The organism is Micromonospora sp. RL09-050-HVF-A (genome assembly GCF_019374995.1).
Lineage (GTDB): Bacteria > Actinomycetota > Actinomycetes > Mycobacteriales > Micromonosporaceae > Micromonospora > Micromonospora antibiotica.
The window spans coordinates 4,895,113-4,920,719 of sequence record NZ_JAGKQP010000002.1; the positions used below are offsets into that span (position 1 = coordinate 4,895,113).

General features: G+C 71.1%; 22 protein-coding genes. 21 read left to right on the forward strand and 1 reads right to left on the reverse strand.

What is annotated here, in order from left to right; all coding sequences use genetic code 11:
• The first annotated feature begins 117 nt into the window (after nucleotides 1–117).
• The 20 genes from mqnC to J7462_RS21765 all read left to right on the forward strand — a co-directional run bounded on the left by mqnC (nucleotide 118) and on the right by J7462_RS21765 (nucleotide 23,403).
• Nucleotides 118–1,308, forward strand: coding sequence for a cyclic dehypoxanthinyl futalosine synthase (gene mqnC, locus J7462_RS21670; protein ID WP_219465873.1), 1,191 nt, complete (start codon nucleotides 118–120; stop codon nucleotides 1,306–1,308).
• A 517-nt stretch (nucleotides 1,309–1,825) separates the two neighbouring features.
• Complete coding sequence (locus J7462_RS21675; RefSeq protein ID WP_219465877.1) at nucleotides 1,826–3,067, forward strand: LPXTG cell wall anchor domain-containing protein; 1,242 nt, start codon at nucleotides 1,826–1,828, stop codon at nucleotides 3,065–3,067.
• A gap of 163 nt (nucleotides 3,068–3,230) precedes the next feature.
• A complete protein-coding gene (locus J7462_RS21680) occupies nucleotides 3,231–3,941 on the forward strand; it encodes a demethylmenaquinone methyltransferase (RefSeq protein ID WP_208565510.1) in 711 nt (236 codons plus the stop codon).
• 67 nt (nucleotides 3,942–4,008) lie between these two features.
• Nucleotides 4,009–4,230 carry a hypothetical protein gene (locus tag J7462_RS21685; RefSeq protein WP_208565511.1) on the forward strand — a complete coding sequence of 74 codons (222 nt, stop codon included), beginning with the start codon at nucleotides 4,009–4,011 and terminating at the stop codon, nucleotides 4,228–4,230.
• A gap of 135 nt (nucleotides 4,231–4,365) precedes the next feature.
• Nucleotides 4,366–5,640, forward strand: a complete 1,275-nt coding sequence (locus J7462_RS21690; protein ID WP_219465879.1) for a geranylgeranyl reductase family protein — start codon at nucleotides 4,366–4,368, stop codon at nucleotides 5,638–5,640.
• Nucleotides 5,641–5,775: 135 nt separating this feature from the next.
• Nucleotides 5,776–6,141, forward strand: a complete 366-nt coding sequence (locus tag J7462_RS21695) for an NADH-quinone oxidoreductase subunit A (RefSeq protein WP_067300536.1) — start codon at nucleotides 5,776–5,778, stop codon at nucleotides 6,139–6,141.
• A gap of 14 nt (nucleotides 6,142–6,155) precedes the next feature.
• Nucleotides 6,156–6,833 carry an NADH-quinone oxidoreductase subunit B family protein gene (locus J7462_RS21700; RefSeq protein ID WP_067300532.1) on the forward strand — a complete coding sequence of 226 codons (678 nt, stop codon included), beginning with the start codon at nucleotides 6,156–6,158 and terminating at the stop codon, nucleotides 6,831–6,833.
• Nucleotides 6,834–6,879: 46 nt separating this feature from the next.
• Nucleotides 6,880–7,617 (forward strand): NADH-quinone oxidoreductase subunit C, encoded by a 738-nt coding sequence (locus J7462_RS21705; RefSeq protein ID WP_219465881.1) that lies wholly within the window; start codon nucleotides 6,880–6,882, stop codon nucleotides 7,615–7,617.
• Complete coding sequence (locus J7462_RS21710; protein ID WP_208565514.1) at nucleotides 7,614–8,939, forward strand: NADH-quinone oxidoreductase subunit D; 1,326 nt, start codon at nucleotides 7,614–7,616, stop codon at nucleotides 8,937–8,939. The genes J7462_RS21705 and J7462_RS21710 overlap by 4 nt, the downstream gene beginning before the upstream one ends.
• 112 nt (nucleotides 8,940–9,051) lie before the next feature.
• Nucleotides 9,052–10,152, forward strand: a complete 1,101-nt coding sequence (gene nuoE / locus J7462_RS21715; RefSeq protein ID WP_244251573.1) for an NADH-quinone oxidoreductase subunit NuoE — start codon at nucleotides 9,052–9,054, stop codon at nucleotides 10,150–10,152.
• A complete protein-coding gene (gene nuoF, locus J7462_RS21720; protein WP_219465884.1) occupies nucleotides 10,149–11,465 on the forward strand; it encodes an NADH-quinone oxidoreductase subunit NuoF in 1,317 nt (438 codons plus the stop codon). The genes nuoE and nuoF overlap by 4 nt, the downstream gene beginning before the upstream one ends.
• 97 nt (nucleotides 11,466–11,562) lie before the next feature.
• Nucleotides 11,563–13,989 carry an NADH-quinone oxidoreductase subunit G gene (locus tag J7462_RS21725; RefSeq protein WP_219465887.1) on the forward strand — a complete coding sequence of 809 codons (2,427 nt, stop codon included), beginning with the start codon at nucleotides 11,563–11,565 and terminating at the stop codon, nucleotides 13,987–13,989.
• On the forward strand, nucleotides 13,986–15,338 hold the full coding sequence (gene nuoH, locus J7462_RS21730) for an NADH-quinone oxidoreductase subunit NuoH (protein WP_219465892.1): 1,353 nt from the start codon (nucleotides 13,986–13,988) through the stop codon (nucleotides 15,336–15,338). The genes J7462_RS21725 and nuoH overlap by 4 nt, the downstream gene beginning before the upstream one ends.
• A 1-nt stretch (nucleotide 15,339) precedes the next feature.
• On the forward strand, nucleotides 15,340–15,978 hold the full coding sequence (gene nuoI, locus J7462_RS21735; RefSeq protein ID WP_208565519.1) for an NADH-quinone oxidoreductase subunit NuoI: 639 nt from the start codon (nucleotides 15,340–15,342) through the stop codon (nucleotides 15,976–15,978).
• Nucleotides 15,975–16,745: an NADH-quinone oxidoreductase subunit J gene (locus tag J7462_RS21740; protein WP_088646150.1), complete on the forward strand. Its 771-nt coding sequence runs from the start codon at nucleotides 15,975–15,977 to the stop codon at nucleotides 16,743–16,745. Before nuoI ends, J7462_RS21740 begins: the two co-directional genes overlap by 4 nt.
• The gene (nuoK, locus tag J7462_RS21745; RefSeq protein WP_091244416.1) at nucleotides 16,742–17,041 is read left to right on the forward strand and encodes an NADH-quinone oxidoreductase subunit NuoK; all 300 of its coding nucleotides are present in this window, start codon (nucleotides 16,742–16,744) and stop codon (nucleotides 17,039–17,041) included. Before J7462_RS21740 ends, nuoK begins: the two co-directional genes overlap by 4 nt.
• A 12-nt stretch (nucleotides 17,042–17,053) precedes the next feature.
• Complete coding sequence (nuoL, locus tag J7462_RS21750) at nucleotides 17,054–19,015, forward strand: NADH-quinone oxidoreductase subunit L (protein WP_208565520.1); 1,962 nt, start codon at nucleotides 17,054–17,056, stop codon at nucleotides 19,013–19,015.
• 64 nt (nucleotides 19,016–19,079) lie between these two features.
• Nucleotides 19,080–20,612 carry an NADH-quinone oxidoreductase subunit M gene (locus tag J7462_RS21755; RefSeq protein ID WP_219465894.1) on the forward strand — a complete coding sequence of 511 codons (1,533 nt, stop codon included), beginning with the start codon at nucleotides 19,080–19,082 and terminating at the stop codon, nucleotides 20,610–20,612.
• A gap of 64 nt (nucleotides 20,613–20,676) precedes the next feature.
• Nucleotides 20,677–22,230, forward strand: a complete 1,554-nt coding sequence (gene nuoN, locus J7462_RS21760; RefSeq protein ID WP_208565522.1) for an NADH-quinone oxidoreductase subunit NuoN — start codon at nucleotides 20,677–20,679, stop codon at nucleotides 22,228–22,230.
• Between the two features lie 90 nt (nucleotides 22,231–22,320).
• Nucleotides 22,321–23,403 (forward strand): polyprenyl synthetase family protein, encoded by a 1,083-nt coding sequence (locus J7462_RS21765; RefSeq protein WP_208565523.1) that lies wholly within the window; start codon nucleotides 22,321–22,323, stop codon nucleotides 23,401–23,403.
• A gap of 57 nt (nucleotides 23,404–23,460) precedes the next feature.
• Here J7462_RS21765 and J7462_RS21770 read toward each other — a convergent pair whose 3' ends face one another.
• Nucleotides 23,461–24,651: an MFS transporter gene (locus tag J7462_RS21770; RefSeq protein WP_219465896.1), complete on the reverse strand. Its 1,191-nt coding sequence runs from the start codon at nucleotides 24,649–24,651 to the stop codon at nucleotides 23,461–23,463.
• Between the two features lie 158 nt (nucleotides 24,652–24,809).
• Between J7462_RS21770 and J7462_RS21775 the strand changes: the two genes are divergently transcribed.
• Entirely contained in the window at nucleotides 24,810–25,592 is a 783-nt protein-coding gene (locus tag J7462_RS21775; protein WP_208565525.1) for an IclR family transcriptional regulator, read from the forward strand.
• Nucleotides 25,593–25,607 lie beyond the last annotated feature (15 nt).

A 25,607-nucleotide genomic window follows, 5' to 3' on the forward strand; every position in this document is an offset into this window, starting at 1 on the left:
GCCAGCGCCGGGCGAGGTGGGTGGGCCTCCCGGCGCGCACCGGGTGCCGGTGGGGTGCTTGTCACCCGTCGCCGGTGCTGTGCGGAACCGGAGGGCTGCCCGGCGTACGCTCGGGATGTGACGGCGAACCGGGAGATCGACGACATCCTGCAACGTGGCGCGGACGGCGGGCGGATCACGCCCGAGGAGGCGCTGCTGCTCTACACCGAGGCGCCCTTCCACGCGTTGGGTGAGGCGGCGGACGCGGTACGTCGGCGGCGCTACCCGGACAACATCGTCACCTACCTGATCGACCGCAACATCAACTACACCAACGTCTGCGTGACGGCGTGCAAGTTCTGCGCCTTCTACCGGGCCCCCAAGCACGCCGAGGGGTGGACCCACCCGACCGAGGAGATCCTGCGCCGCTGCGGTGAGGCGGTCGAGCTGGGCGCCACCCAGGTCATGCTCCAGGGCGGCCACCACCCGGACTACGGGGTGGAGTACTACGAGGAGCTGTTCTCCTCGGTCAAGAAGGCGTACCCGCAGCTCGCGATCCACTCGATCGGGCCGAGCGAGATCCTGCACATGGCCAAGGTCTCCCAGGTGAGCCTGGACGAGGCGATCTCCCGGATCAAGGCCGCCGGGCTGGACTCGATCGCCGGCGCCGGTGCCGAGATGCTGCCGGACCGGCCGCGCAAGGCGATCGCCCCGCTGAAGGAGTCCGGCGCGCGCTGGCTGGAGGTCATGGAGCTGGCCCACCGGCAGGGCCTGGAGTCCACCGCGACGATGATGATGGGCACCGGCGAGACCAACGCCGAGCGGATCGAGCACCTGCGGATGATCCGCGACGTGCAGGACCGCACCCGGGGGTTCCGGGCGTTCATCCCGTGGACGTACCAGCCGGAGAACAACCACCTCAAGGGCCGCACCCAGGCCACCACGCTGGAATACCTGCGCCTGGTGGCGGTGGCCCGGCTGTTCTTCGAGACCGTGCCGCACCTGCAGGCGTCCTGGCTGACCACCGGCAAGGACGTCGGCCAGCTCGCCCTGCACATGGGGGTCGACGACCTCGGCTCGATCATGCTGGAGGAGAACGTCATCTCCTCGGCGGGCGCCCGGCACCGGTCCAACCTGCACGAGCTGATCGGCATGATCCGCTCGGCCGACCGGATCCCGGCCCAGCGGGACACCCTCTACCGGCGGCTGGCGGTGCACCACACCCCCGCCGACGATCCGACCGACGACCGGGTGGTCTCGCACTTCTCCTCGATCGCCATGCCCGGTGGCGGGGCCGGCCGTTCCCTGCCGCTCGTCGAGGCCCGCTGAGTCACCGGCCGGGCCCGGCGGCGGCCCTTAACACGCTGATCGTCACTGAGAGTCACTGATCGGGTCGCCGGGGTGACTGGCTGATCGGGTTCGGGTGATTGGCCCGGGGGATATTCGTGGTCGCCGTTCGGGCGAGGTGGCAGGGGACCAGCCACCACAAGACGCGGCAATTCCGGCGGGACGCGGCGCGCTGGGCGGATGCCTGCCACGCGGTGGTCCGGCGTGGGGGTTGGCGCGGCCCGACAGCGCCCGCTAACGTGCGCCCGACGTACCTTGGTTTCCCCGTCGGGAAGCCCGTACGAGCGTCGTACGTCCTCCATCGGCCCGGGAGGGCCGTTCATATAAAACGGGGGCGGGACGGGTGACCGTCCCGCCCCCGCTCCTCGTCCGTTCGGCCCCGTCTGGGACAAAATCGCACGTCACGGCTGGCGTACCGGCGTCGATCTCGGATAACGTCCGCTCGGTTCGCCACATCAGCCCCACCTTTCCCAGCAGTCCCTAGCCCCCCGGGGGATCGATGACTCTGTTCCACCGCTCGGCCCTGGCCCGCCTCGGCGCCGTGGCCCTGCTCGCCGTGGGTGGCCTGGCCACCGTCGCCGCCCCGGCCAGCGCCGCCGACCAGGCGACGCTCGACCTCGTTCCGCTCAGCTCCCAGCTGGCCCTGGGCGTCAAGGAGGCCAAGGCCAAGCCGTTCAAGTTCTCCGTGCAGAACGTCCGCGGCACGGTTGACGCCAAGGACGTGAAGGTCACTGTCGAGACGGCGGGCCTGAAGGCGAACAAGGTCGGGGTGCTCAAACCGGACGGCTGCGCCGTCAGCGGCACCGCCTTCACCTGCTCGCTGTCCGACCTGGGCGGCACCACCGACGACATCGCCGCCGGCACCACCGAGGAGTTCGGCATCCCGCTGTTCGGCACCGACACGCGCGGCAAGGGGGGCGTGCTGAAGGTGACCGTGAGCGGGTCCAACACCACCTCGGACTCGGTCGACCACGAGATCATGGTGGTCAAGCCCGGCTACGACCTGACCACCTGGGTGCAGGACGTCTACGCCGACGTGGTGGTCGACGGCGACGAGGCCGGCGAGAGCGGGCTGACCGGCGTCAAGCCCGGCGGCACCGCTCCGCTGGACTGGGCGCTCTACAACGGCGGCAGCCGCCGGGCCACCGGCATCTTCTACGGGATCGCACTGCCGGACGGCGCCACCTTCGTCGATCTGCCGGAGAGCTGCGTCATGCAGGACCTGGGTGGCGTGGTGGCGTACTGCGAGGACACCGGCGCGGTGCTGCGGCCGGGCGAGTTCTACACCGCCGACGTACGGGTGAAGGTCGGCGCGGGCGTCACCGAGAAGGTGCTCACCCCGGGCGTCCTGTTCGCCGCCGGACTGACCGAGGCCGAGGGCACGCCGGAGGAGCAGCCGCAGGTCGCCAGCAAGGCGCAGCGGAAGATCTTCACCGAGACCGACGACGGTGACAACACCTCGCTGTTCGACGTCTTCGTCGACCTGACCACCGGTCCGAGCCCGTCGCCGAGCCCGAGCACCAGCCCGACCGGTCAGCCGAGTCCGAGCGCCAGCGCCAGCCCGACCACCGGTGGTGGCACGGGTGGCGGCGACGGCGGTCTGCCGGTGACCGGCGCACAGGCCACCCTGATCGGGGGGATCGGTGCCGCCGTGCTGCTCGCGGGCGGGGCGCTGCTGATGCTCGCCCGTCGGCGTCGGCTCGTGCTGGTGACCCCGGGCGACGAGAAGCCGCGGAGCTGAGCGACGGCGGGTCGGCGCACGACTGAGCGGTAGGACGTGGAGCGGGCGGGGTGGTCATCCACCCCGCCCGCCCTGCGTCCTGGTCGCCCCGGCCCGGGGTGACGGGCGGGGCGGGTGGCGACCCAGCGCCGGGTGGGTGGGCGGGGGCTGGCAGAGTGGAGGGGTGAGTCGTACCCCGCAGGGCCAGCGCGCCGGCCTGGACAAGTCCCCGCACGAGGTCGCCGCGATGTTCGACGGGGTGGCCGCCCGTTACGACCTGACGAACACGGTGCTGTCCTTCGGGCAGGACCGGTCGTGGCGGCGGGCCACCCGGGCGGCGCTCGGGCTGCTCCCCGGCGAGCGGGTGCTGGATGTGGGCGCCGGCACCGGGGTGTCGACCCAGGAGCTGGCCCGCTCCGGGGCGTACGCGGTGGGTGCGGATCTGTCGCAGGGGATGTTGCAGGCCGGGCGGCGGGTCCGGCCGGAGGTGCCGCTGCTGGCCGGGGACGCGTTGCGGCTGCCCTTCGCCGACGCCTCCTTCGACGCGGTGACGATCTCCTTCGCCCTGCGCAACGTCAACGACACCGATGCGGTGCTGCGGGAACTGGCCCGGGTGACCCGGCCGGGCGGGCGGCTGGTGGTCTGCGAGTTCAGTACGCCGGTGCACCCCGCCTTCCGTACCGTCTATCTGTCCTATCTGATGCGGTCGTTGCCGGTGGTGGCCCGGACGGTGTCCAGCAACCCCGACGCGTACGTCTACCTGGCGGAGTCGATCCGGGCCTGGCCGGACCAGGCGGCGTTGGCGGCGCGGATCGGCGCGGCCGGTTGGGGCCGGGTGGCGTGGCGCAACCTGACCGGCGGGGTGGTGGCCCTGCACCGGGCCGTCCGCGGGTGACCGTGGGTGAACGGCAACTTTCCCTGATATCCGCTTTTGGTGCACTTTGCGACGTATGCTCCCGTGCATGACGGGAGTAGCACCCGGCGGCCCACCGGCCCCCACCGACGACGCCGCCGCCGAGCTTGCCGCCCAGCTCAGGGAGCTGGTCGGCGCGGACCCCGCCGAAGTTCGCCAGGTGGTGGCCGAGGTGCTCGGCGCACTCGACCGGGCGGCGGGCGGAGCGCTGCGTGACCAACTTCCGGCGGCGATCCGGGCCGAAACCGGCCTGGACGGCGTCCGGAACTGACGGGCGGACCCACCCCGACCCGCATGTTTCCAGGAAGTTAGGTACCCCTCACCCGGCAGCGGAGTAACCACGGTCATAGACTCCAACCCGATCGGGCTTGTGAAGCATTTCACGAGCGTGCGGGAGGAGGCGCAGATGACTTCGGTGGAGAACGACGCCGACGTGATCGTGGTGGGCGCTGGTCCCGGCGGATCGGCGGCGGCGTACCACCTGGCACGGCACGGCGTACGCGTGCTGCTGCTGGAGAAGACCGAGTTCCCCCGCGAGAAGGTGTGCGGGGACGGGCTCACCCCCCGGGCGACCCGGCAGCTCATCCGGATGGGCGTGGACACCTCGCCCGAGGCCGGCTGGCTGCACAACAAGGGCCTGCGGGTGATCGGCGGCGGGGTACGCCTCGAACTGGACTGGCCCGACCTGGCCAGCTTCCCCAACTACGGCCTGGTCCGCACCCGGCTGGACTTCGACGACCTGCTCGCCCAGCGGGCGGTCTCCGCCGGTGCCGAGCTGCGCACCGGCGTCAACGTCATCGGCCCGGTGCTCGACGCCGACGACCGGGTGGTCGGGGTGACCGCCGAGGTCGGCCCCGACCGGGAGCCGGCCACCTTCCACGCCCCGCTGGTGGTCGCCGCCGACGGCGTCTCCGGCCGGTTCCCGCTCGCCCTCGGCCTGGCCAAGCGGGAGGACCGGCCGATCGGGGTGGCCGTGCGGCGTTACTACCGCTCGCCGGCCAAGCACGACGACGACTACCTGGAGTCCTGGCTGGAGCTGCGCAGCAAGGACAACGACGCGCTGCTGCCCGGCTACGGCTGGATCTTCGGCCTCGGTGACGGCCGGGTCAACGTCGGCCTCGGCGTGCTCAACTCCTCCTCCGCGTTCGGCAAGACGAACTACCGGCGGCTGCTCACCGACTGGCTGGCCAACACCCCGGCGGACTGGGGGATGACCGACGAGGCGAACGCCGACGGTCCGATCCTCGGCGCGGCGCTGCCGATGGGCTTCAACCGGGTGCCGCACTACACCCGGGGGGTCCTGCTGGTCGGCGACTCCGGCGGCATGGTCAACCCGTTCAACGGCGAGGGCATCGCGTACGCGATGGAGTCCGGCGAGCTGGCCGCCGAGGTCATCGTGCAGGCGCTGGCCCGGCCGGCCGGGCCGGAGCGGGAGCGGGCGTTGACCGCGTACCCGCAGGAGCTGAAGGCCCGGTTCGGCGGCTACTACCGGCTCGGCGGGATCTTCGTCAAGCTGATCGGCCGGCCCGAGGTGATGCGGATGGCGACCAAACACGGCATGCCGCACCCGATGCTGATGCGCTTCGTCCTCAAACTGCTGGCCAACCTGACCGACCCGCGCGGCGGGGACGCGATGGACCGGGTCATCAACGCGATGACGAAGGCGGCCCCGGCCGTCTAGACCGACCCGCCCGAGGCCAACGACGGTCCCGGGCGGGACAAGAGATCGACCCCCGCTGACGGACGTCACGGTGGACGTGAATAGTGTGAATTTTGTCAAGCACCTGGGGCAGGGGAAGGACGAGCAGGAGAAAAGATGTCGCTCTCGCCTTACGCACCGATCATCGGGCTGTTCGCCCTCGCCGCGGCGTTCTCGCTGTTCTCCGTGGCCGCCGCCCGCTTCGCCGGTCCCCGGCGCTACAACAAGGCCAAGCTCGAGGCGTACGAGTGTGGGATCGAGCCCAGCCCGCAGCCCGTGGGCGGCGGCCGGTTCCCGATCAAGTTCTACCTGACGGCGATGCTCTTCATCGTCTTCGACATCGAGATCATCTTCCTCTACCCCTGGGCGGTCTCCTTCGACGCCCTGCCGATCTTCGGCTTCGTGGAGATGGTCCTGTTCATCGTCGCGGTCTTCGTCGCGTACGCCTATGTGTGGCGGCGCGGCGGCCTGGACTGGGACTGAGGGAGGAACGTCAGATGGGCATCGAGGAGAAACTCCCCGCCGGCGTCCTGCTCACCTCCGTGGAGAAGCTGGTCAACTGGTCGCGGAAGTCGTCCGTCTGGGGCGCCACCTTCGGCCTGGCCTGCTGCGCCATCGAGATGATGGCGGCTGGCGGCCCGCACTACGACATGGGCCGCTGGGGCATGGAGGTCTTCCGGGCCTCGCCACGCCAGGCCGACCTGATGATCGTGGCCGGCCGGGTGAGCCAGAAGATGGCCCCGGTCCTGCGCCAGATCTACGACCAGATGGCCGAGCCCCGCTGGGTGCTCTCCATGGGCGTCTGCGCCAGCAGCGGCGGCATGTTCAACAACTACGCGATCGTGCAGGGCGTCGACCACGTCGTCCCGGTCGACATGTACCTGCCGGGCTGCCCGCCCCGCCCCGAGATGCTCATCGACGCGATCCTCAAGCTCCGCGAGAAGATCATGTACGAGCCGCTCGGCCCGAACGGCCGCAAGATGCAGGCGGCCCGCCTGGAGCGCGGCGACGTGCCCGTGGTGCCGTACGGCTCGATGCCGTCGTCGTACCGCAACGACAAGGCCCGCCGTGCCGAGTGGACGAAGGCGGTCCGCGAGGGGCGCGAGGAGCAGCTGCGGATCGAGAACTGGATGAACGCCCAGAACCACCTCCAGACCCAGGCTGGTCCCAAGTGAATGCGGCGAAGCGGAGCCCCGCAGTGGTGAACGGAGGGCAGGCACGGTGACCGCGCCGAACGACAGGAAGAACGACGGCGGGGTGCCGGTGCCGGTCACCCCGGCCGGTGCGACCAGCGGCGCTCCCGCCGAGCTGCCGCCGTCCAGCCCCGCCGGGCGCGGCATGTTCGGCATGCAGGGCACGGGCGACGTCTCCGGCTACGGCGGCCTGGTCCGCCACCGCACCCCGATCGAGGAGGCCCCCCGGCCGTACGGGGGCTACTTCGACGAGGTGCGCGACGCGCTGGAGGAGGCGTACCCGCACTTCGCCGACGCGATCGAGAAGGTCGTCGTCGACCGGGGCGAGCTGACCCTGCACGTGCGCCCGGAGCGGATCGCCGAGGTCTGCCAGGTGATGCGGGACGATCTGGCGCTGCGCTTCGAGCTGTGCTCCTCGGTGTCCGGTGTGGACTACCTCGGTGCCGACGAGCGCCGGCTGCACGTCGTCTACCTGCTGACCTCGATGACCTACCGGCGTCGGGTCCGGCTGGAGGCGGCGGTGTCCGCCGAGAGTCCGCACCTGCCCAGTGTCACCGCCGTCTACCCGACGGCCGACTGGCAGGAGCGCGAGGCGTACGACATGTTCGGGATCATCTTCGACGGCCACCCCAACCTGACCCGGATCCTGATGCCGGACGACTGGGAGGGCCACCCGCAGCGCAAGGACTACCCGCTCGGCGGGGTCCCCGTCGAGTACAAGGGCGCGGAGATCCCGCCGCCGGACCGTAGGAGGTCATACCAGTGACCACGTCCAACTACGCGACCGAACGGGAGACCACCGAGGGGCGGGTCTTCACCGTCACCGGTGGGGACTGGGACCAGGTCGTCTCCGGCACCGACCCGATCAACGACGAGCGGATCGTCGTGAACATGGGTCCGCAGCACCCGTCGACGCACGGTGTGCTCCGGCTGATCCTGGAGCTGGAGGGTGAGACGGTCCGCGAGGCCCGCTCGGTCGTCGGCTACCTGCACACCGGCATCGAGAAGAACCTCGAGTACCGCAACTGGGTGCAGGGTTCGACCTTCGTGACCCGGATGGACTACCTCGCCCCGATCTTCAACGAGACGGCGTACAGCCTCGCGGTGGAGAAGCTGCTCGGCATCACCGACGACATCACCGAGCGGGCCACCACGATCCGCGTGCTGATGATGGAGCTGAACCGGATCTCCTCGCACCTGGTGTGGCTGGCCACCACCGGCATGGAGCTGGGCGCGATCTCGATCATGTTGTACGGCTTCCGCGAGCGGGAGTACATCCTCGACATCTTCGAGACCATCACCGGCCTGCGGATGAACCACGCTTACGTCCGGCCGGGCGGGGTGGCGCAGGACGTGCCGGACGCCGCGATCGTCAAGATCCGCGAGTTCCTCACGATGATGCCGAAGAAGCTCAAGGAGTACGAGGACCTGCTCTCCGGCCAGCCGATCTGGACCGAGCGCACCCAGGGTGTCGCGGTGCTCGACGCGACCGCCTGCCTCGCGCTCGGCGTGACCGGCCCGGTGCTGCGCTCCGCCGGCCTCGGCTGGGACCTGCGCAAGACCATGCCGTACTGCGGCTACGACAGCTACGAGTTCGACGTGCCGACCCACCCGGACGGCGACGTCTGGGGCCGCTACCTGGTCCGGCTCGCCGAGATCCGGGAGTCGCTCAAGCTGGTCGAGCAGGCGCTGGACCGGTTGCGGCCGGGCCCGGTGATGGTGGCCGACCGCAAGATCGCCTGGCCGGCGCAGCTCGCCATCGGCGTGGACGGCATGGGCAACTCGCTGGAGCACGTCGCCAAGATCATGGGTCAGTCGATGGAGTCGCTGATCCACCACTTCAAGCTGGTCACCGAGGGCTTCCGGGTCCCGCCGGGCCAGGTGTACGTCGGCATCGAGTCCCCCCGGGGCGAGCTGGGCGTGCACGCGGTCTCCGACGGTGGCACCCGGCCGTACCGGGTGCACTACCGGGAGCCGAGCTTCGTCAACCTCCAGGCACTCCCGGCGATGGCCGAGGGCGGCCTGATCGCCGACGTGATCGCCGGTGGCGCCTCGCTGGACCCCGTGATGGGTGGATGTGACAGGTGAGCGCGAGGAGTGCAGCGAAGCGGAGCCCCAGTCGCCCGCGCGAGGAGAGAGCGCAGCGAGCCCCGCAGTCGGGGGCCGAGGCATGCCCAGTCGCGAACGGAAGGCGACTCTGATGACGACGTTTACTGAAGAGACCCGGGCCCGGGCGCGGGAGATCATCGCCCGGTACCCGGCCGACCGGTCCCGCTCGGCGCTGCTGCCGCTGCTGCACCTCGTGCAGTCCGAGGAGGGTTACGTCTCCCCGGCCGGGGTGACGTTCTGCGCCGAGGTGCTGGGCCTGAACAAGGCCCAGGTCGGCGCGGTGGCCACCTTCTACACCATGTACAAGCGCCGGCCCACCGGTGACTACCTGGTGAGCGTCTGCACCAACACGATGTGCAACGTGCTCGGCGGCCAGGAGGTCTACGACACCCTGGTCGAGCACCTAGGCGTCGGGCACGACGAGACGACCGCCGACGGGAAGATCACCCTGGAGCACGCCGAGTGCCTGGCGGCGTGCGACTACGGCCCGGTGATGACGGTCAACTACGACTTCTTCGACGGCGTCGACCCGCAGGGCGCGGTCGGTGTGGTGGACGAGCTGCGTGCCGGGGGCCGGCCGATGCCGACCCGGGGTGCCCGGCTGTGCACGCTGAAGGAGATGGCCGTGCAGCTCGCCGGGTTCGCCGACGAGCGCGACGGTGCGGTCGCCGACGGTGGGCCGGGTGCGGCCACCCTGCGTGGCCTGCGGCTGGCCGAGCAGCACGGCATCTCGGCACCGGGCTACGACCCGAAGACCCCGATCCGCAGCAAGGCCGAGGCCGACCGGGCCGCCGCCGAGGCGAAGGCGAAGGCCGAGGCCGCCAAGGCTCCCGCGCCGGCCGCACCGGCGGCGAAGCCGGAGCAGATCACCGGCAGCACCGCGCCGGACGTCAAGGCGCCGGACGACAAGTCGCCGCAGGTGCGTACCGCCGAGACCCGGCAGCCCGACGCGGCGACCGCCGTGCCGGACGCCCCCGGCACCAAGGTCCCGACGGACGGCCCGCCACCGGCGTCCCGCGACGCGCAGGCGGCGCAGGCGGCCGGGGTGGCCGCGAACACCCCCGCCGGTGACGGCAAACCCGCCGGCGACGAGGCCGGTGCGCAGGAGCGCAACCTCAAGGAAGCCGAGGCGGAAACGGGCGCTGCCGGCGCGGGCTCCGCCGTCGCGAGCGAGACGGGGGCCCAGAAGTGACCACTCCCCGGCCGGAGACCCTGGCCAAGCTGACCCCGGTGCTGACCCGGCGCTGGATCTCCCCGGACGCCTGGCGGATCGGCACCTACGAGAATCTCGACGGCTACGCCGCGCTGCGCAAGGCCCTCAAGGCCCACCCGGACGACCTGATCCAGCTGATCAAGGACTCCGGGCTGCGCGGCCGGGGTGGCGCGGGCTTCCCCACCGGCCTGAAGTGGGGCTTCATCCCGCAGGGCGACGGCAAGCCGCACTACCTGGTGGTCAACGCCGACGAGGGCGAGCCGGGCACCTGCAAGGACCTGCCGCTGATGACCCACGACCCGCACTCGCTGGTCGAGGGGGTCATCATCGCCTCGTACGCGATCCGGGCCAACCGGGCCTACATCTACATTCGGGGCGAGGCGGTGCACGCCGCCCGCCGGCTGCGCAACGCGGTGGCCGAGGCGCAGGCCAAGGGCTACCTCGGGCGCAACATCCTCGGCACCGGGTTCGACCTGGAGCTGGTGGTGCACTCCGGTGCCGGGGCGTACATCTGCGGCGAGGAGACGGCGCTGCTGGACTCGCTGGAGGGGTTCCGGGGCCAGCCCCGGCTCCGCCCGCCGTTCCCCGCCACCCACGGCCTGTACGCCAGCCCGACGGTGGTCAACAACGTCGGCACCATCGCCAGCGTCCCGTACATCGTGCTGGGCGGCGCGGACTGGTGGAAGTCCATGGGCACGGAGAAGTCCTCCGGGTCGATGATCTACTCGCTGTCCGGCCGGATCGCCAACCCGGGCCAGTTCGAGTGCGGTCTGGGCGTCACCCTGCGCGAGCTGATCGAGCTGGCCGGCGGGATGCAGCCCGGTCACCAGCTGAGGTTCTGGACGCCGGGGGGGTCGTCGACCCCGCTGCTCACCGCCGAGCACCTCGACGTGCCGCTGGACTTCGAGGGGGTGGCGGCGGCCGGCTCGATCCTGGGCACCACGGCCACCCAGATCTTCTCCGACCAGGACTGCCCGGTCTACGCGACCTACCGGTGGCTGGAGTTCTACCACCACGAGTCGTGCGGCAAGTGCACCCCGTGCCGGGAGGGCAACTACTGGATGGTCCGGGTCTACCGGCGCATCCTCGCCGGACAGGGCACCCACGAGGACCTGGACACCCTGCTCGACACCTGCGACAACATCCTCGGCCGCTCGTTCTGCGGTCTGGGCGACGGCGCGACCAGCTCGGTGACCTCGTCGTTGCAGTACTTCAAGCAGGACTACCTCGACTACATCGAGGGGCGTACCGCGCCGAAGCTGTCGGACAAGCAGCTGGTGGGGGCGCACTGATGAACGCGAGTCCTGCGGTCGCGAAGGGAAGGCGACTCTTGATGAGCGCGAGGAACGAGCTTGCGAGTCCCGCAGTCGCGAATGAAGGGCGACTCTGATGACCGACGTAGCCAAGCAGACCGAGACGGTCACGCTCACCATCGACGGCGTCGAGGTCACCGCCCCCAAGGGGGCGCTGCTGATCCGGGTCGCCGAGCAGTTGGGCACCGAGATCCCCCGCTTCTGCGACCACCCGCTGCTGGCCCCGGCCGGTGCCTGCCGGCAGTGCCTGGTCGAGGTGGAGGGGCAGCGCAAGCCGGTCGCCTCCTGCACCCAGACCGTCGCCGAGGGCATGGTGGTCCGCACCCAGCTCAGCTCCCCGGTCGCCAAGAAGGCGCAGGAGGGGGTGATGGAGCTGCTGCTGCTCAACCACCCGCTGGACTGCCCGATGTGTGACAAGGGTGGTGAGTGCCCGCTGCAGAACCAGGCGATGTCCACCGGCCGCACCGACTCCCGCTTCCACGAGCACAAGCGGGAGTACGTCAAGCCGATGGAGATCAGCACCCAGGTGCTGCTCGACCGGGAGCGCTGCGTGCTCTGCCAGCGCTGCACCCGGTTCTCCGAGGAGATCGCCGGCGACAAGTTCATCGACCTGATGGGCCGGTCGTCCGCCGAGGAGATCAACATCTACCGGGACGACGCGTACGGCGCGGAGGGCGACTCCGGCGACGTCCCGTTCAACTCGTACTTCTCCGGCAACACCGTGCAGATCTGCCCGGTCGGCGCGCTCACCGGGGCGCAGTACCGGTTCCGGGCCCGCCCGTTCGACCTGGTCTCCAGCCCGAGCGTCTGCGAGCACTGCTCGGCCGGCTGCGCCCAGCGCACCGACTGGCGGCGGGGCAAGGTGCTGCGCCGTCTGGCCGGGGACGACCCGCAGGTCAACGAAGAGTGGAACTGCGACAAGGGGCGGTGGGGCTTCCAGTACACCCGCGCCTTCGACCGGCTCACCACCCCGTTGGTCCGCGACGAGAAGTCCGGTGAGCTGCGGGAGGCGTCCTGGAGCGAGGCGCTGACCCGGGCCGCCGACGGGCTGCGGGCCGCCCGCGACGAGGGACGCGGCACGGCGGTGCTGACCGGCGGCCGGCTGACCGTCGAGGACGCCTACGCGTACGCGAAGTTCGCCCGGGTCGCCCTGAACACCAACGACATCGACTTCCGGGCCCGGCCGGTCTCCCGCGAGGAGTCCGACTTCCTGGCCAGCAGCGTCGCCGGGGTCACCGACGTGACCTACGCCGACGTGGAGAAGGCGTCCTCGGTGGTGCTGGTCGGGCTGGAGCCGGAGGAGGAGTGCCCGATCCTCTTCCTGCGGCTGCGCAAGGCGTACCTGAAGAAGAAGCTGACGGTCTACGCGATCGCCCCGTTCGCCACCCGGGGCCTGGAGAAGCTCGGGGCCAAGCTGGCCCGGGTGGTGCCGGGCGAGGAGGCGAGCGTGCTCGCCGAGCACGACACGGTGGCCGAGGCGTTGAGCGCCGAGGGCGCGATCCTGTTCGTCGGCGAGCGGCTGGCCGGGGTGCCCGGTGGCCTCTCCGCCGCCGCGGACGTCGCCCGGCGCACCGGTGCGAAGCTGGCCTGGGTGCCGCGGCGCGCGGGTGACCGGGGTGCGGTCGACGCGGGCTGCCTGCCCAACCTGCTGCCCGGCGGGCGTCCGGTGACCGAGCCGTCGGCCCGCGCCGAACTGGGCGAGGCGTGGGACATCCCGGCCGGGGTGATCCCCAGCCAGGCCGGTCGGGACACCGACCAGATCCTGGCCGCCGCCGCGAACGGCCAGCTCGGCGCCCTGGTGGTGGCCGGGGTGGACCCGGCCGACCTGGCCGACCCGAGGCTGGCCGAGCAGGCGCTCGACGCGGTGCCGTTCCTGGTCAGCCTGGAGCTGCGCAACTCGGCGGTGGCCCGTCGGGCGGACGTGGTCCTGCCGGTCGCCCCGGTGGCCGAGAAGGCCGGCAGCTTCCTGGACTGGGAGGGTCGGCTGCGTACGTTCGAGGCGGTGTTGCACACCGCCGCGATGACCGACGCGCGGGTGCTGGACGCGATCGCCGCGCAGCTCGACGTCCGGCTCGGCACCGGCGACGTGTCGGGCATCCGCCGGGAGTTGGGCGCACTGCCGCCGACCCGGGCCGACCGGCCGGTCACCCCCTCGGTCTCCCCGGGGGCCGTCCCCCAGCCGGGTGCGGGCGAGGCGGTGCTGGCGACCTGGCACCAGCTGATCGACCTGGGCAGCCTCACCGACGGCGACGAGCACCTCGCCGGCACCGCCCGCCCGCCGGTGGTCCGGCTGGGCAAGGGCACCGCCGAGACGCTCGGCGTGGCCGACGGCGACCCGGTCACGGTGGGCACCGACCGGGGTGCGGTCACCCTGCCGGCGGCCATCACCGAGATGCCCGACGGCGTCGTCTGGCTGCCGACCAACTCTCCCGGTTCGACCGTCCGGCGCAGCCTCGGCACCGCGTCCGGCACGGTGGTACGGATCTCCGGAGGTGCACAGTGAACACCCTCCTCCTGGCGCAGGACCCGACGCTCGCCGACTTCGGCCGGGACCCGTGGTGGTTGGTCCTCATCAAGATCGTCTTCGCGTTCGTCTTCGGTCTGCTCGCCACCCTGCTCGGCGTCTGGTTCGAGCGCCGCGTCGTCGGCTACATGCAGGTCCGGCCCGGCCCCAACCAGGTCGGCCCGTTCGGCCTGCTGCAGACCCTCGCCGACGGCCTCAAGATGGCCTTCAAGGAGGACATCCTCCCGAAGGCCGCCGACAAGGTGGTCTACTTCTTCGCGCCCGTCATCTCGGTGGTCTGCGCGGTCACCGCACTGTCGGTGATCCCGTTCGGCCCGATGGTGAGCATCTTCGGCCACCGGACGCCGTTGCAGGTCACCGACGTGCCGGTGGCGGTGCTGGTGCTGCTGGCCTGCTCGTCGCTGGCCGTCTACGGCATCGTGCTCGGCGGCTGGGCCTCCGGCTCGACCTATCCGCTGCTCGGCGGCCTGCGCTCCAGCGCCCAGATGATCTCCTACGAGGTCGCCATGGGGTTGAGCATCGTCGCGGTGTTCATGACCGCCGGCACCATGTCCACCAGCGGGATCGTCGCCGCCCAGGGGGACGCCACCCGGCTCACCATCGCCGGCGTCGAGATCCCCGCCCCGGGCTGGTACGCGATCCTGCTGCTGCCCAGCTTCATCATCTTCTTCATCGCCACCGTCGGCGAGACCAACCGGGCGCCGTTCGACCTGCCCGAGGCCGAGTCGGAGCTGGTCGCCGGCTTCATGACCGAGTACAGCTCGCTGAAGTTCGCGCTCTTCATGCTCTCCGAGTACGTCGCCATGGTGACCATGTCCGCGGTGACCACGACGCTCTTCCTCGGTGGCTGGCGGGCCCCCTGGCCGATCACGCTGTGGGCGGACGCCAACACCGGTTGGTGGCCGATGCTCTGGTTCTTCGGCAAGGTGCTGCTGCTGGTCTTCGTCTTCGTGTGGCTCCGGGGCACCCTGCCCCGGCTGCGCTACGACCAGTTCATGCGCTTCGGCTGGAAGGTGCTGCTCCCGATCAACCTGGTCTGGATCCTGGTCCTGGCCGGGCTGCGCTCCATCGAGGACTGGCAGTCGCGGGACCGGCTGCTCGCCACCGCCGTCGGCGCGGGCGTACTGCTGCTGGCGACGCTGCTGTGGCCGAGCCGCAAGCCGGCCCCGAAGCCGACCCCGCAGGAACAGGCCGACAACCGGCCGTACGGCAGCTTCCCGTTGCCCCCGCTGGATCTACAGGTACCGCCGAGCCCGCGCACGAAGCGTGTGGTCGCCGAGCGGGAGCCGGCCAACATCGCCACCGGCTCCGACTCTCAGGAGGTGTGACGTGGGCGCGATCACCGGAACGTTCAAGGGCTTCGGTGTCACCTTCTCGCACATGTTCAGGAAGGTCGTCACCACCGACTACCCGTTCAAGCCGCCGGTCTCGGCGCCGCGCTACCACGGGCGGCACATCCTCAACCGGCACCCGGACGGCCTGGAGAAGTGCATCGGCTGCGAGCTGTGCGCCTGGGCCTGCCCGGCGGACGCGATCTTCGTCGAGGGTGGCGACAACACCGACGAGCAGCGCTTCTCGCCGGGCGAGCGGTACGCCAGCGTCTACCAGATCAACTACGCCCGGTGCATCTTCTGCGGGCTCTGCATCGAGGCCTGCCCGACCCGTTCGCTGACCATGAGCAACGAGTACGAGCTGGCCCGGGACAACCGGCAGGACCTCATCTTCACCAAGGAGCAGTTGCTCGCTCCGCTGCTCGAAGGCATGGAGCAGCCGCCGCACCCGATGCGGCTCGGTGACAGCGAGAAGGACTACTACGTCGGCGCGCTGACCAACCCGGGCACCTCGGCCGGTGCCGAGCAGTCCCCGATGGGGCCCGGCCGCTACCAGGTCGAGGAGCATCCCGGGGTGACCTTCCCGGGTGCCGAGCAGGCGGCCCAGCGGGCAGCGGGCAAGGGAGCCGGAGCATGAACACGTCCACGGTGCTCGCCGCGGCGGGCCAGGTGTCCGGGGGTGAGGAGGTCACCTTCTGGATCCTCGCCCCGTTGGCGCTGATCGGCGCGATCGGCATGGTCTGGGCGCGCAACGCCGTGCACTCGGCGCTGTTCCTGGTGCTCACCATGCTCTGCCTGGGCGTGTTCTACGTGCTCCAGGCCGGGCCGTTCATCGGCATGGTGCAGATCATCGTCTACACCGGCGCGATCATGATGCTGTTCCTGTTCGTGCTGATGCTGGTCGGCCGGGACGCCTCCGACTCGCTGATCGAGACGCTGCGCGGCCAGCGGGTCGCCGCGGTGGTGCTCGGGCTCGGCTTCGCCGGGCTGGTCGGCACCGGCCTCTACCGGGCGCTGAACGGGGTCACCGCCGTCGGCCTGGACCAGGCCAACGCGGAGGGCAACGTGCAGGGCATCGCCCGGCTGCTGTTCACCAAGTACGTCCTGGCCTTCGAGCTGACCTCCGCGCTGCTGATCACGGCGGCGATCGGCGCGATGGTGCTGGCGCACATCGAGCGGCGCAAGGAAGACAAGATGGACCAGGTCGCCACGATGAAGGCCCGGTTCCGCCCCGGCAACTACCCCGGCCCGAAGCCCGGTCCGGGCGTCTTCGCCACCTCCTCCTCGGTGGCCACCCCGGCCCGGCTGCCCGACGGCCGGCTGACCGACCGCAGCACCCCGGCGATCCTGCCGCAGCGGGAGCTGACCGCCGAGGAAACCACCCTGAAGGGGACGGAACGGTGAGCCCTGACTACTACCTGATCCTGGCGGCGGTGCTGTTCACCATCGGCGCGGTCGGCGTGCTGGTGCGGCGCAACGCGATCGTGCTGTTCATGTGCGTGGAGCTGATGCTCAACGCGGCCAACCTGACGCTGGTCACCTTCAGCCGGATCAACGGTGACCTCAACGGACAGATCATGGCGTTCTTCGTGATGGTGGTGGCGGCGGCCGAGGTCGTGGTCGGGCTCGCGATCATCATGTCGATCTTCCGGACCCGGCGCTCCGCGAGCGTCGACGACGCCAACCTGCTGAAGTACTAAAGGGGCCCTGCGGTGGATGAGATTCTGACGTACGCCCAGGCGGCAGAGCCAGCGGGTGCCGTCACCTACGCGGCGGCTGACGGCCTGCTGAGCAGCGTCTGGCTGTTGGTGGCGATCCCGCTGGCCAGCGCGGCGATCCTGCTGCTGCTCGGCCGGCGGGCCGACCGCTGGGGGCACTGGCTGGGCGTGGCCGCGATCGGTGCCGCGTTCGTGCTGGGGCTCACCTCGTTCTTCCAGCTGCGCGGGCTGGAGAACAAGTCCGTCGAGCTGAGCCTCTGGGACTTCATCACGGTCGGCAACCTGCGGGTCGACTTCGGTCTGCTCTTCGACCCGCTCGCCGCCGTCTTCGTCCTGCTGATCACCGGGGTGGGTTTCCTGATCCACCTCTACGCGGTCGAGTACATGGCGCACGACGAGGGCCGGCGACGGTTCTTCGCGTACTTCAACCTGTTCGTCGCCGCGATGCTGCTGCTGGTGCTCGGCAACAACTACGTGATGCTCTACTTCGGCTGGGAGGGCGTCGGCCTGGCGTCGTACCTGCTGATCTCCTTCTGGTACGGCCGGCCGAGCGCGGCCACCGCCGGCAAGAAGGCGTTCCTGATGAACCGGGTCGGCGACGCCGGCCTGGCGATCGGCATCTTCATCCTGTTCGCCACCCTCGGCACCACCCAGTACGACGAGGTCTTCTCCTCCGTCGGCGGGCTGGCCAGCGGCACGGTGCTGGTGCTGGGCCTGCTGCTGCTGCTCGGCGCGGCCGGCAAGTCCGGTCAGTTCCCGCTCCAGGCGTGGCTGCCGGACGCGATGGAGGGCCCGACCCCGGTGTCGGCGCTCATCCACGCGGCCACCATGGTCACCGCGGGTGTCTACCTGATCGCCCGGTCCAACCCGATCTTCTCGGCCAACGAGACGCTCCAACTCGTGGTGGTCAGCGTCGGCGCGTTGACCCTGCTGATGGGCTGCATCATCGGCGCGGCCAAGGACGACATCAAGCGGGTGCTGGCCTGGTCGACCGTCAGCCAGATCGGTTACATGTTCCTCGGTGTCGGTCTCGGCGGTGCGGCGTACGCGCTGGCCATCGTGCACCTGCTCGCGCACGGCTTCTTCAAGGCGAACATGTTCCTCGGTGCCGGCTCGGTCATGCACGGCATGAACGACCAGGTGGACATCCGCCGCTTCGGCGGGCTGTCGAAGTACATGAAGATCACCTGGATCACCTTCATGATGGGCTGGCTCGCCATCATCGGCATGTTCCCGTTCTCGGGCTTCTTCTCCAAGGAGCCGATCATCGTGGCGGCGTTCGAGCGGGAGGGCTGGACGGCCTGGCTGTTCGGCGGGGCGGCGCTGCTCGGCGCGGGGCTGACCGCCTTCTACATGACCCGGTTGTTCGTGCTGACCTTCCACGGCCCGAAGCGGTGGACCGAGGACATCGAGCACCCGCACGAGTCGCCGAAGCTGATGACCATCCCGCTGATCCTGCTGGCGATCGGTTCGGTCGGTGCCGGTTTCCTGCTCGCCACCTCGGTGCCGGACTGGCTGACCGCCACCGCCGGGCTGGGCGGCGAGCACGCCGAGCACGCGGCGGTGCTGCCGCACTGGCTGCTGACCGCGCTGTCGCTGGTGGTGACGGTGCTCGGTGCCGGGCTGGCCTGGGCGCTGTTCCGCAACGGCACGGCCACCGCGCCGCAGCCGGCCGGGGTGCTGGTCACCGCCGCCCGGCGCAACCTCTACACGGACGCCTTCAACGAGGTGGTCTTCGAGAAGCCGGGCATCTTCCTCACCCGGGCGCTGGTCTTCCTCGACAACCGGGGCATCGACGGGCTGGTCAACGGCCTCGCCGCCGGGGTCGGGGGCGGTTCGGGTCGGCTCCGGCGCTGGCAGACCGGCTTCGTCCGGTCGTACGCCACCTCGATCCTGACCGGCGCGCTGCTCGTGGTGGCGGCGTTCCTGGCGGTGCAGGCGGGGTGGCTGGCGTGATCGACCTCAATGCGACAGCCCCCGCCGGCGGGCCCCGCATCCACGACGGAGGTAAGGCCGCATAATGTCCAACTTCCCGTTCCTCTCGGTGCTGACCGTGGCACCGCTGGTCGGCGCCCTGGTCGTGGCCTTCCTGCCGCGTCGCCGGCCCGACCTGGCCAAGCAGGTCGCGTTCGGCTGGTCGCTGCTGGTGCTGGCGCTGTCGGTGGTGATGTGGGTTTCGTTCTCCGCCGACGGTGACCGGCTCCAGTTCCGCGAGTCGTACCCGTGGATCCCCACCTGGGACGTCAACTTCACCTTCGCCGTCGACGGCATCGCACTGGTCATGCTGATGCTGATCGCGGTGCTGGTGCCGCTGGTGATCCTGGCGTCCTGGCACGACGCCGACGCGTCGAAGCGGTCGGTGCCGGCGTACTTCGCCCTGCTGCTCGTCCTCGAATCCACGATGATCGGCGTCTTCGCCGCCGCCGATGTCTTCCTGTTCTATGTGTTCTTCGAGGTCATGCTGGTGCCGATGTACTTCCTGATCGGCAGCTACGGCGGCCACCAGCGGCAGTACGCGGCGGTGAAGTTCTTCCTCTACTCGCTGGTCGGCGGGCTGTTCATGCTGGCTGCGGTGATCGGCCTGTGGGTGGTCGGCGGCAAGACCTTCGACTGGCAGACCCTGACCCAGGTGGACATCTCCACCGGCACGGAGCGCTGGCTGTTCCTCGGCTTCTTCCTCGCCTTCGCGATCAAGGCGCCGTTCTTCCCGTTCCACACCTGGCTGCCGGACGCCGGTCGGGCCGCCCCGGCGGGTGCCGCCGCGCTGCTGGTCGGCGTGCTGGACAAGGTCGGTACGTTCGGCATCCTGCGGTACTGCCTGCCGCTGTTCCCGGAGGCGTCGAAGTGGTTCGCCCCGTGGGCGCTGGCGCTGGGGCTGATCGGCATCCTCTACGCCGCGCTGCTCGCCGTCGGCCAGTCCGACCTGAAGCGGCTGGTGTCGTACACCTCGATCGCGCACTTCGGGTTCATCGGGGTCGGCATCTTTGCCTTCACCACCCAGGCGGGCACCGGCGCGGTGCTCTACATGCTCAACCACGGGCTCGCCACCGGCCTGCTGTTCCTGGTCGTCGGGATGCTCATCGCCCGCCGGGGCTCGTCGCTGATCTCCGACTTCGGTGGGGCGGGCAAGCTGGTGCCGCTGCTGGCCGGGGTGCTCTTCTTCGCCGGTCTGGCGTCGCTGGCGCTGCCCGGCACCGCGCCGTTCGTCTCCGAGTTCCTGGTGCTGATCGGCACCTTCACGGTGAACAAGCCGGTCGCGGTGATCGCCACCCTGGGCATCATCCTGGCGGCGGCGTACGTGCTGTGGATGGTGCAGCGCACCACCCAGGGCACGCTCAACCCGGAGCTGACCGAGGTCAAGGCGATGCACCGTGACCTCACCCTGCGCGAGAAGGCAGTGGTCGCCCCGCTGATCGCCCTGATCCTGCTGCTCGGCTTCTATCCCAAGCCGGTCACCGATGTGATCAACCCCGCCGTCCAGGCGACCATGCAGGACGTCGGCAAGACCGATCCCGCCCCTGAGGTCGGCAGCGTCCAGGAGGCTGCGCAGTGAGCGCGAGGAGCGAACGAGCGCAGCGAGTGAGCCCCGCAGTCGCGATCGAAAGGCGGCATCCGCAGTGACCGAACTCAAGTTGCCGTCGATCGACTATCCGTCGATCGCCCCGATCCTGATCATGCTGGGGGTGGCCCTGCTGGGTGTCCTGGTGGAGGCGTTCGTACCGCGTCCCCGCCGGCACCTGGTGCAGCTGACGCTGTCGCTGGTGGCGGTGCTCGCCGCGCTGGTGATGGTGGTGCTCAACGCCGACGCCCGGCTGGTTACGGCGGGTGGGGCGCTGGCCGTGGACGGTCCCGCCCTGTTCCTGCAGGGCACCATCCTGGTGCTCGCCGCGATGTCGCTGCTGCTGATCGGCGAGCGGTCGGTGGAGCGCGGTGGCGCGTTCGTCGCCCAGGCGGCGGTGACCGCCGAGTCGGCCGACGACCGGAAGCAGGCCGAGGGACGCAACGGGGCCACCGAGGTGTACCCGCTGACCAGCTTCGCGATCGGCGGCATGCTGATCTTCGTGGCGGCCAACGACCTGCTGACCATGTTCATCGCGCTGGAGGTCTTCTCCCTGCCGCTCTACCTGCTCTGCGCGCTGGCCCGTCGCCGGCGGCTGCTGAGCCAGGAAGCGGCGATGAAGTACTTCCTGCTCGGCGCGTACGCCTCGGCGTTCTTCCTGTTCGGGGTGGCCCTGGTGTACGGCTTCACCGCCGGCATCCCGGGCCGCTCGGCCGGCGTCGACTTCGCCACCGTGCACGCCGCGGTGAACGAGTCCCCGGCCAGCGAGGTGCTGCTCTTCGCCGGGATGGCGCTGATCGCCATCGGCCTGCTGTTCAAGGCTGCCGCCGCCCCGTTCCACGTCTGGACCCCGGACGTCTACCAGGGTGCGCCGACCCCCGTCACCGGCTTCATGGCGGCCTGCACGAAGGTGGCCGCGTTCGGGGCCCTGCTGCGGGTCTTCCACGTGGCGTTCGACCAGACCGCCTGGGACTTCACCCCCGTCCTCGGGGTGGTGGCGGTGCTCACCATGCTGGTCGGCGCGGTGCTGGCGGTCACCCAGACCGACATCAAGCGGCTGCTGGCGTACTCGTCGATCGCCAACGCCGGATACCTGCTGGTCGGGGTCCTCGCCCCGACCGGGGCGGGCGTCTCCGGCACGATGTTCTACCTGGCCGCGTACGGCTTCTCGGTGCTCGCCGCGTTCGCCGTGGTGACCCTGGTCCGGGACGCCGACGGGGAGGCCACCCACCTGTCCCGCTGGGCCGGGCTGGGCCGCCGCTCGCCGTTCTATGCCGGGGTCTTCACCTTCATCCTGCTGGCCTTCGCCGGTATCCCGTTGACCAGCGGCTTCATGAGCAAGTTCGCGGTCTTCGGCCCGGCTCTGGAGAGCGGGCATGCCTGGCTGGTGGTGGCCGGTGTGCTGACCAGCATGGTGCTGGCCTTCCCGTACCTGCGGGTGGTGGTGATGATGTGGCTGTCGGAGCCGGGCGAGAGCACCCCGACCGTCGCGGTGCCGGGTGGGCTGACCGCCACCGCGCTGATGATCGGGGTGGCCGCCACGCTGATCCTCGGCGTGCTGCCGGCACCCCTGCTCGACCTGGCGACGGACGCCGCAGCATTCGTCAGGTGACCCGTTTTCCGTGGCCGTGGGGCCGGTGCGCTCAGGCGTGCCGGCCCCACGGCCGTATCCCCCGTCCGGAGCAGGTCGAACGGGTGTGGCATGGTTGATGGTGTGGTGATTCCGGCGGGGGAGCGTTCAGGCGGCGTCGGCTCCGGCGGTCGTCGGGGACGGGCGGGCACGGGTCAGGTCGGCGCGCTCGGCGTGCACCTCGCCGATCCACGGGTCGAGGCGTCCGTGCTGGGCCTGCTCGACGACGTCGAGGTCGAGCTGCGGGCCAGCGTGGCCAGCGCCGATCCACTCGTCACCGAGGCGGCCCGGCACCTGGTCGAGGCGGGCGGCAAGCGGTTCCGTCCGCTGCTGGTGGCCCTGGGTGCGCAGTTCGGCGACCCGGCGGGCCCGCAGGTGGTGCCGGCGGCCGTGGTGATGGAGCTCACCCACCTGGCCACCCTCTACCACGACGACGTGATGGACGAGGCCGCCGTGCGGCGGGGTGCCCCGAGCGCCAACTCCCGCTGGACCAACTCGGTGGCCATCCTGGTCGGCGACTACCTCTTCGCGCGGGCCGCGGACATCGCCGCCGACCTGGGCCCGACGGCGGTCCGCCTCCAGGCCCGCACGTTCGCCCGGCTGGTGCACGGCCAGATCGCCGAGACCGTCGGTCCCCGCACGCAGGACCCGGTCGACCACTACCTGCGGGTGATCGCCGACAAGACGGGGTCGCTGATCGCCACCTCGGCCCGGTTCGGCGGGATGTTCGGTGGGGCGTCCGAGGAGCACACCGAGGCCCTCGCCGGCTACGGGGAGACCATCGGGGTGGCCTTCCAGCTCTCCGACGACCTGCTCGACATCGCCTCCGAGTCGACCCAGTCGGGTAAGACACCCGGCACCGACCTGCGCGAGGGGGTGCCGACCCTGCCGGTGCTCTACGCGCTGGCCGGCGACGACTCCGACGCGGCCTCGGTGCGGCTGCGGGAGATCCTGTCCACCGGCCCGCTCGTCGACGACGCGCTGCACGCCGAGGCGCTCGGCCTGCTGCGGGAGTCCCCCGCGCTCAAGCGGGCCCGGGAGACCGTCCGCAGCTACGCCGAGGACGCCCGTGCGCGGTTGGCCCCGCTGCCGCAGATCCCGGCCCGGCGGGCGCTCGAATCCCTCTGCGACTACATCGCCGACCGCACCAGCTGACCTGCGCCGCTCGACGACCGGCCGGCCCGACCGGGTGCCGTCGGCCGTCCCCGTTCGTCAGCCGGCGGCGGAGCGCCGCAGCAGTCGGCTGCCGGTGAGCATGAGCACGGCGGCGAGGAGCATGGCGATCGCGGCGGCCAGCCACATCACCGGGTAGCCGCGGGTGCCGGCGAGCGCCCCGAGCCCGAGCGGGCCGAGGCAGCCGCCGGCGTACACCCCGGTCTGGGTGATCGAGGTGGCGGCGGCCGGGGCCTGCGGGTGCAGCCGGACCACCGCGAAGTTCAGCAGGCCGGGCCAGGCCCAGCCCAGCCCGAAGCCGAGGACCACCCCGGCGGTGAGTGGCACCGGACCGGCCACGGCCAGCAGCCCCAACCCGACCGCCCCGACCACCAGCATCGCGGCGATCAGCGCGACGTGACCGGTGTCCCGCCGGTCGGCCAGCCAGCCGACGCCGATCCGGGCGGCCACGCAGACCGCGCCGCCGAGGGTGAGCACCAGCCCGGCCGGGCCGGGAGCGAGCCCCCGGTGCACCGACGAGTCCACCACGAAGGTGCCCAGCGCGTTGGCCGCGCCCGCCGCGAGGGTCGCCGCCACCCCGACCACCACCAGCGCCGTGGTGGCCCCACCGCCGCGTTCCGCCGCACGCTCCCGCGCCGGTCCGGCCACCTGCGGGGGTACGGCCGGCAGCGCGGTCAGGGCGGCTGCGGCGGCGGCCACGAACGCCCAGCGCCAGCCGGCGGTGAGGGCGATCGCCGGCACCGCCGCCCCGGCCAGTAGCGTGGAGGCGGGAATGGCGGCCTGCTTCACCCCGAACGACAGGCCCTGCCGCCGGGCGGGTACGTGCCGGGCCAGCGCCGCGTTGCTGGCCAGCTGGCCCAACGCGTTGGCGGTGGCGCTCAGCGCGAGCAGCCCCACCAGCACCGGGTACGACCGGGCCAGCCCGGCGATGGCGAGCAGGCAACCGGCGGCGAGACCGATGGCGACCCGGGCCACCACGGCGGGGCCGACCCGTTCCACCAGCCGGCCGGAGGGCATCGAGGCGAGCGCGCTGACGCCGAAGTAGATCGACACGGCCAGTCCCAGCCCGGCGGGGGAGAAGTCGAGGTCGTCCCCCATCTGCACGGCGAGCCCGCCGACCAGGAAGACCGGCAGGACGCTGGCGACGGTGGTCGCGACCGCTGCGACGCCGGCCCGTACGGGGCGTACGGTGGGCCGGCTCGGCGGGGGGTTGAGCGCGGTGTCGGTCATCGTGGGCTCAACCTACGCGAGTCGAGTTCCTGACAACCGTCGGCGTGTCGCCGGGTGACCCGCCGTATACCGCCTGATCTGGCATCCACCACCCGAACGGGCGTTCCGTCTCGGCCCGGTATTTCATATGGTGTAAGTCCCCGGCTGCGGAGGTGGTTGTGCGTGACCCCCTGGCGGAACCTTCGGACCTGATCCGGAGCGTTTCCCGCGCGCTACGCGTGCTCGAGTCGGTCGGTCGTGCCCCGAAAGGGCTGACCGTCAAGCAGATCGCCCGGCGGTGCGAGCTGACCGTCGCCACCACCTACCACCTGGTCCGCACCCTGGCCTACGAGGGTTACGTGATCCGTCGGGAGGACGGCACCTACATCGTCGGCCTGGAGATCGCCGACCGGTACCGCGAGCTGGTCACCGCGTTCCGGGGGCCGGCCGCCGTCGGGGAGTCGCTGCGGCGGGCCGCCATCGACACCGGGTGGAGCCACTACCTGGGCCGGTTCGTCGGCGGTCAGGTGGCGGTCACCGCCGTCGCCGAGGGAGCCCGCTCGCCCTACCTGGAGGACATGGTCCCCGGCTTCGACGAGGGTGCGCACGCCACCGCCCTGGGCAAGGCGTTGCTGGCCACCCTCACCACCGAACAGCGCCTGCGCTACCTGCGCGAGTACGGCATGCGGCCGTTCACCACCGCCACCCTGACCACCCCGGAGGCGTTCGAGGCGGACCTGGCGGCCGGCGACCGGCGCGGGATGCAGTTGGAGCTGGGGCAGTTCCGGCAGGGGGTGGCGTGTGCCGCCGTGCTGGTCACCCCGGACAAGGACATGGAACGGCGGGTGGTGCTGGCCTGCGCGCTGCCGGCCAGCGAGATGATGACCTCGGCCCGGGTGGTGCGGGCCAAGCTGCTCACCGCCGCCCGCGCCGTCGCCGACGGCATCGCCGCCGACGCCTGACCCGTCACGGGCGAG

Coding starts and splice junctions, on each gene's coding strand:
- J7462_RS21700 (WP_067300532.1), top strand. CDS start 6,156: ATGGGCATCGAGGAGAAACTCCCCGCCGGCGTCCTGCTCACCTCCGTG.
- J7462_RS21755 (WP_219465894.1), top strand. CDS start 19,080: ATGTCCAACTTCCCGTTCCTCTCGGTGCTGACCGTGGCACCGCTGGTC.
- J7462_RS21740 (WP_088646150.1), top strand. CDS start 15,975: ATGAACACGTCCACGGTGCTCGCCGCGGCGGGCCAGGTGTCCGGGGGT.
- J7462_RS21765 (WP_208565523.1), top strand. CDS start 22,321: ATGGTTGATGGTGTGGTGATTCCGGCGGGGGAGCGTTCAGGCGGCGTC.
- J7462_RS21675 (WP_219465877.1), top strand. CDS start 1,826: ATGACTCTGTTCCACCGCTCGGCCCTGGCCCGCCTCGGCGCCGTGGCC.
- J7462_RS21770 (WP_219465896.1), bottom strand. CDS start 24,651: ATGACCGACACCGCGCTCAACCCCCCGCCGAGCCGGCCCACCGTACGC.
- J7462_RS21695 (WP_067300536.1), top strand. CDS start 5,776: ATGTCGCTCTCGCCTTACGCACCGATCATCGGGCTGTTCGCCCTCGCC.
- nuoE (WP_244251573.1), top strand. CDS start 9,052: ATGACGACGTTTACTGAAGAGACCCGGGCCCGGGCGCGGGAGATCATC.
- J7462_RS21725 (WP_219465887.1), top strand. CDS start 11,563: ATGACCGACGTAGCCAAGCAGACCGAGACGGTCACGCTCACCATCGAC.
- J7462_RS21685 (WP_208565511.1), top strand. CDS start 4,009: ATGACGGGAGTAGCACCCGGCGGCCCACCGGCCCCCACCGACGACGCC.
- J7462_RS21690 (WP_219465879.1), top strand. CDS start 4,366: ATGACTTCGGTGGAGAACGACGCCGACGTGATCGTGGTGGGCGCTGGT.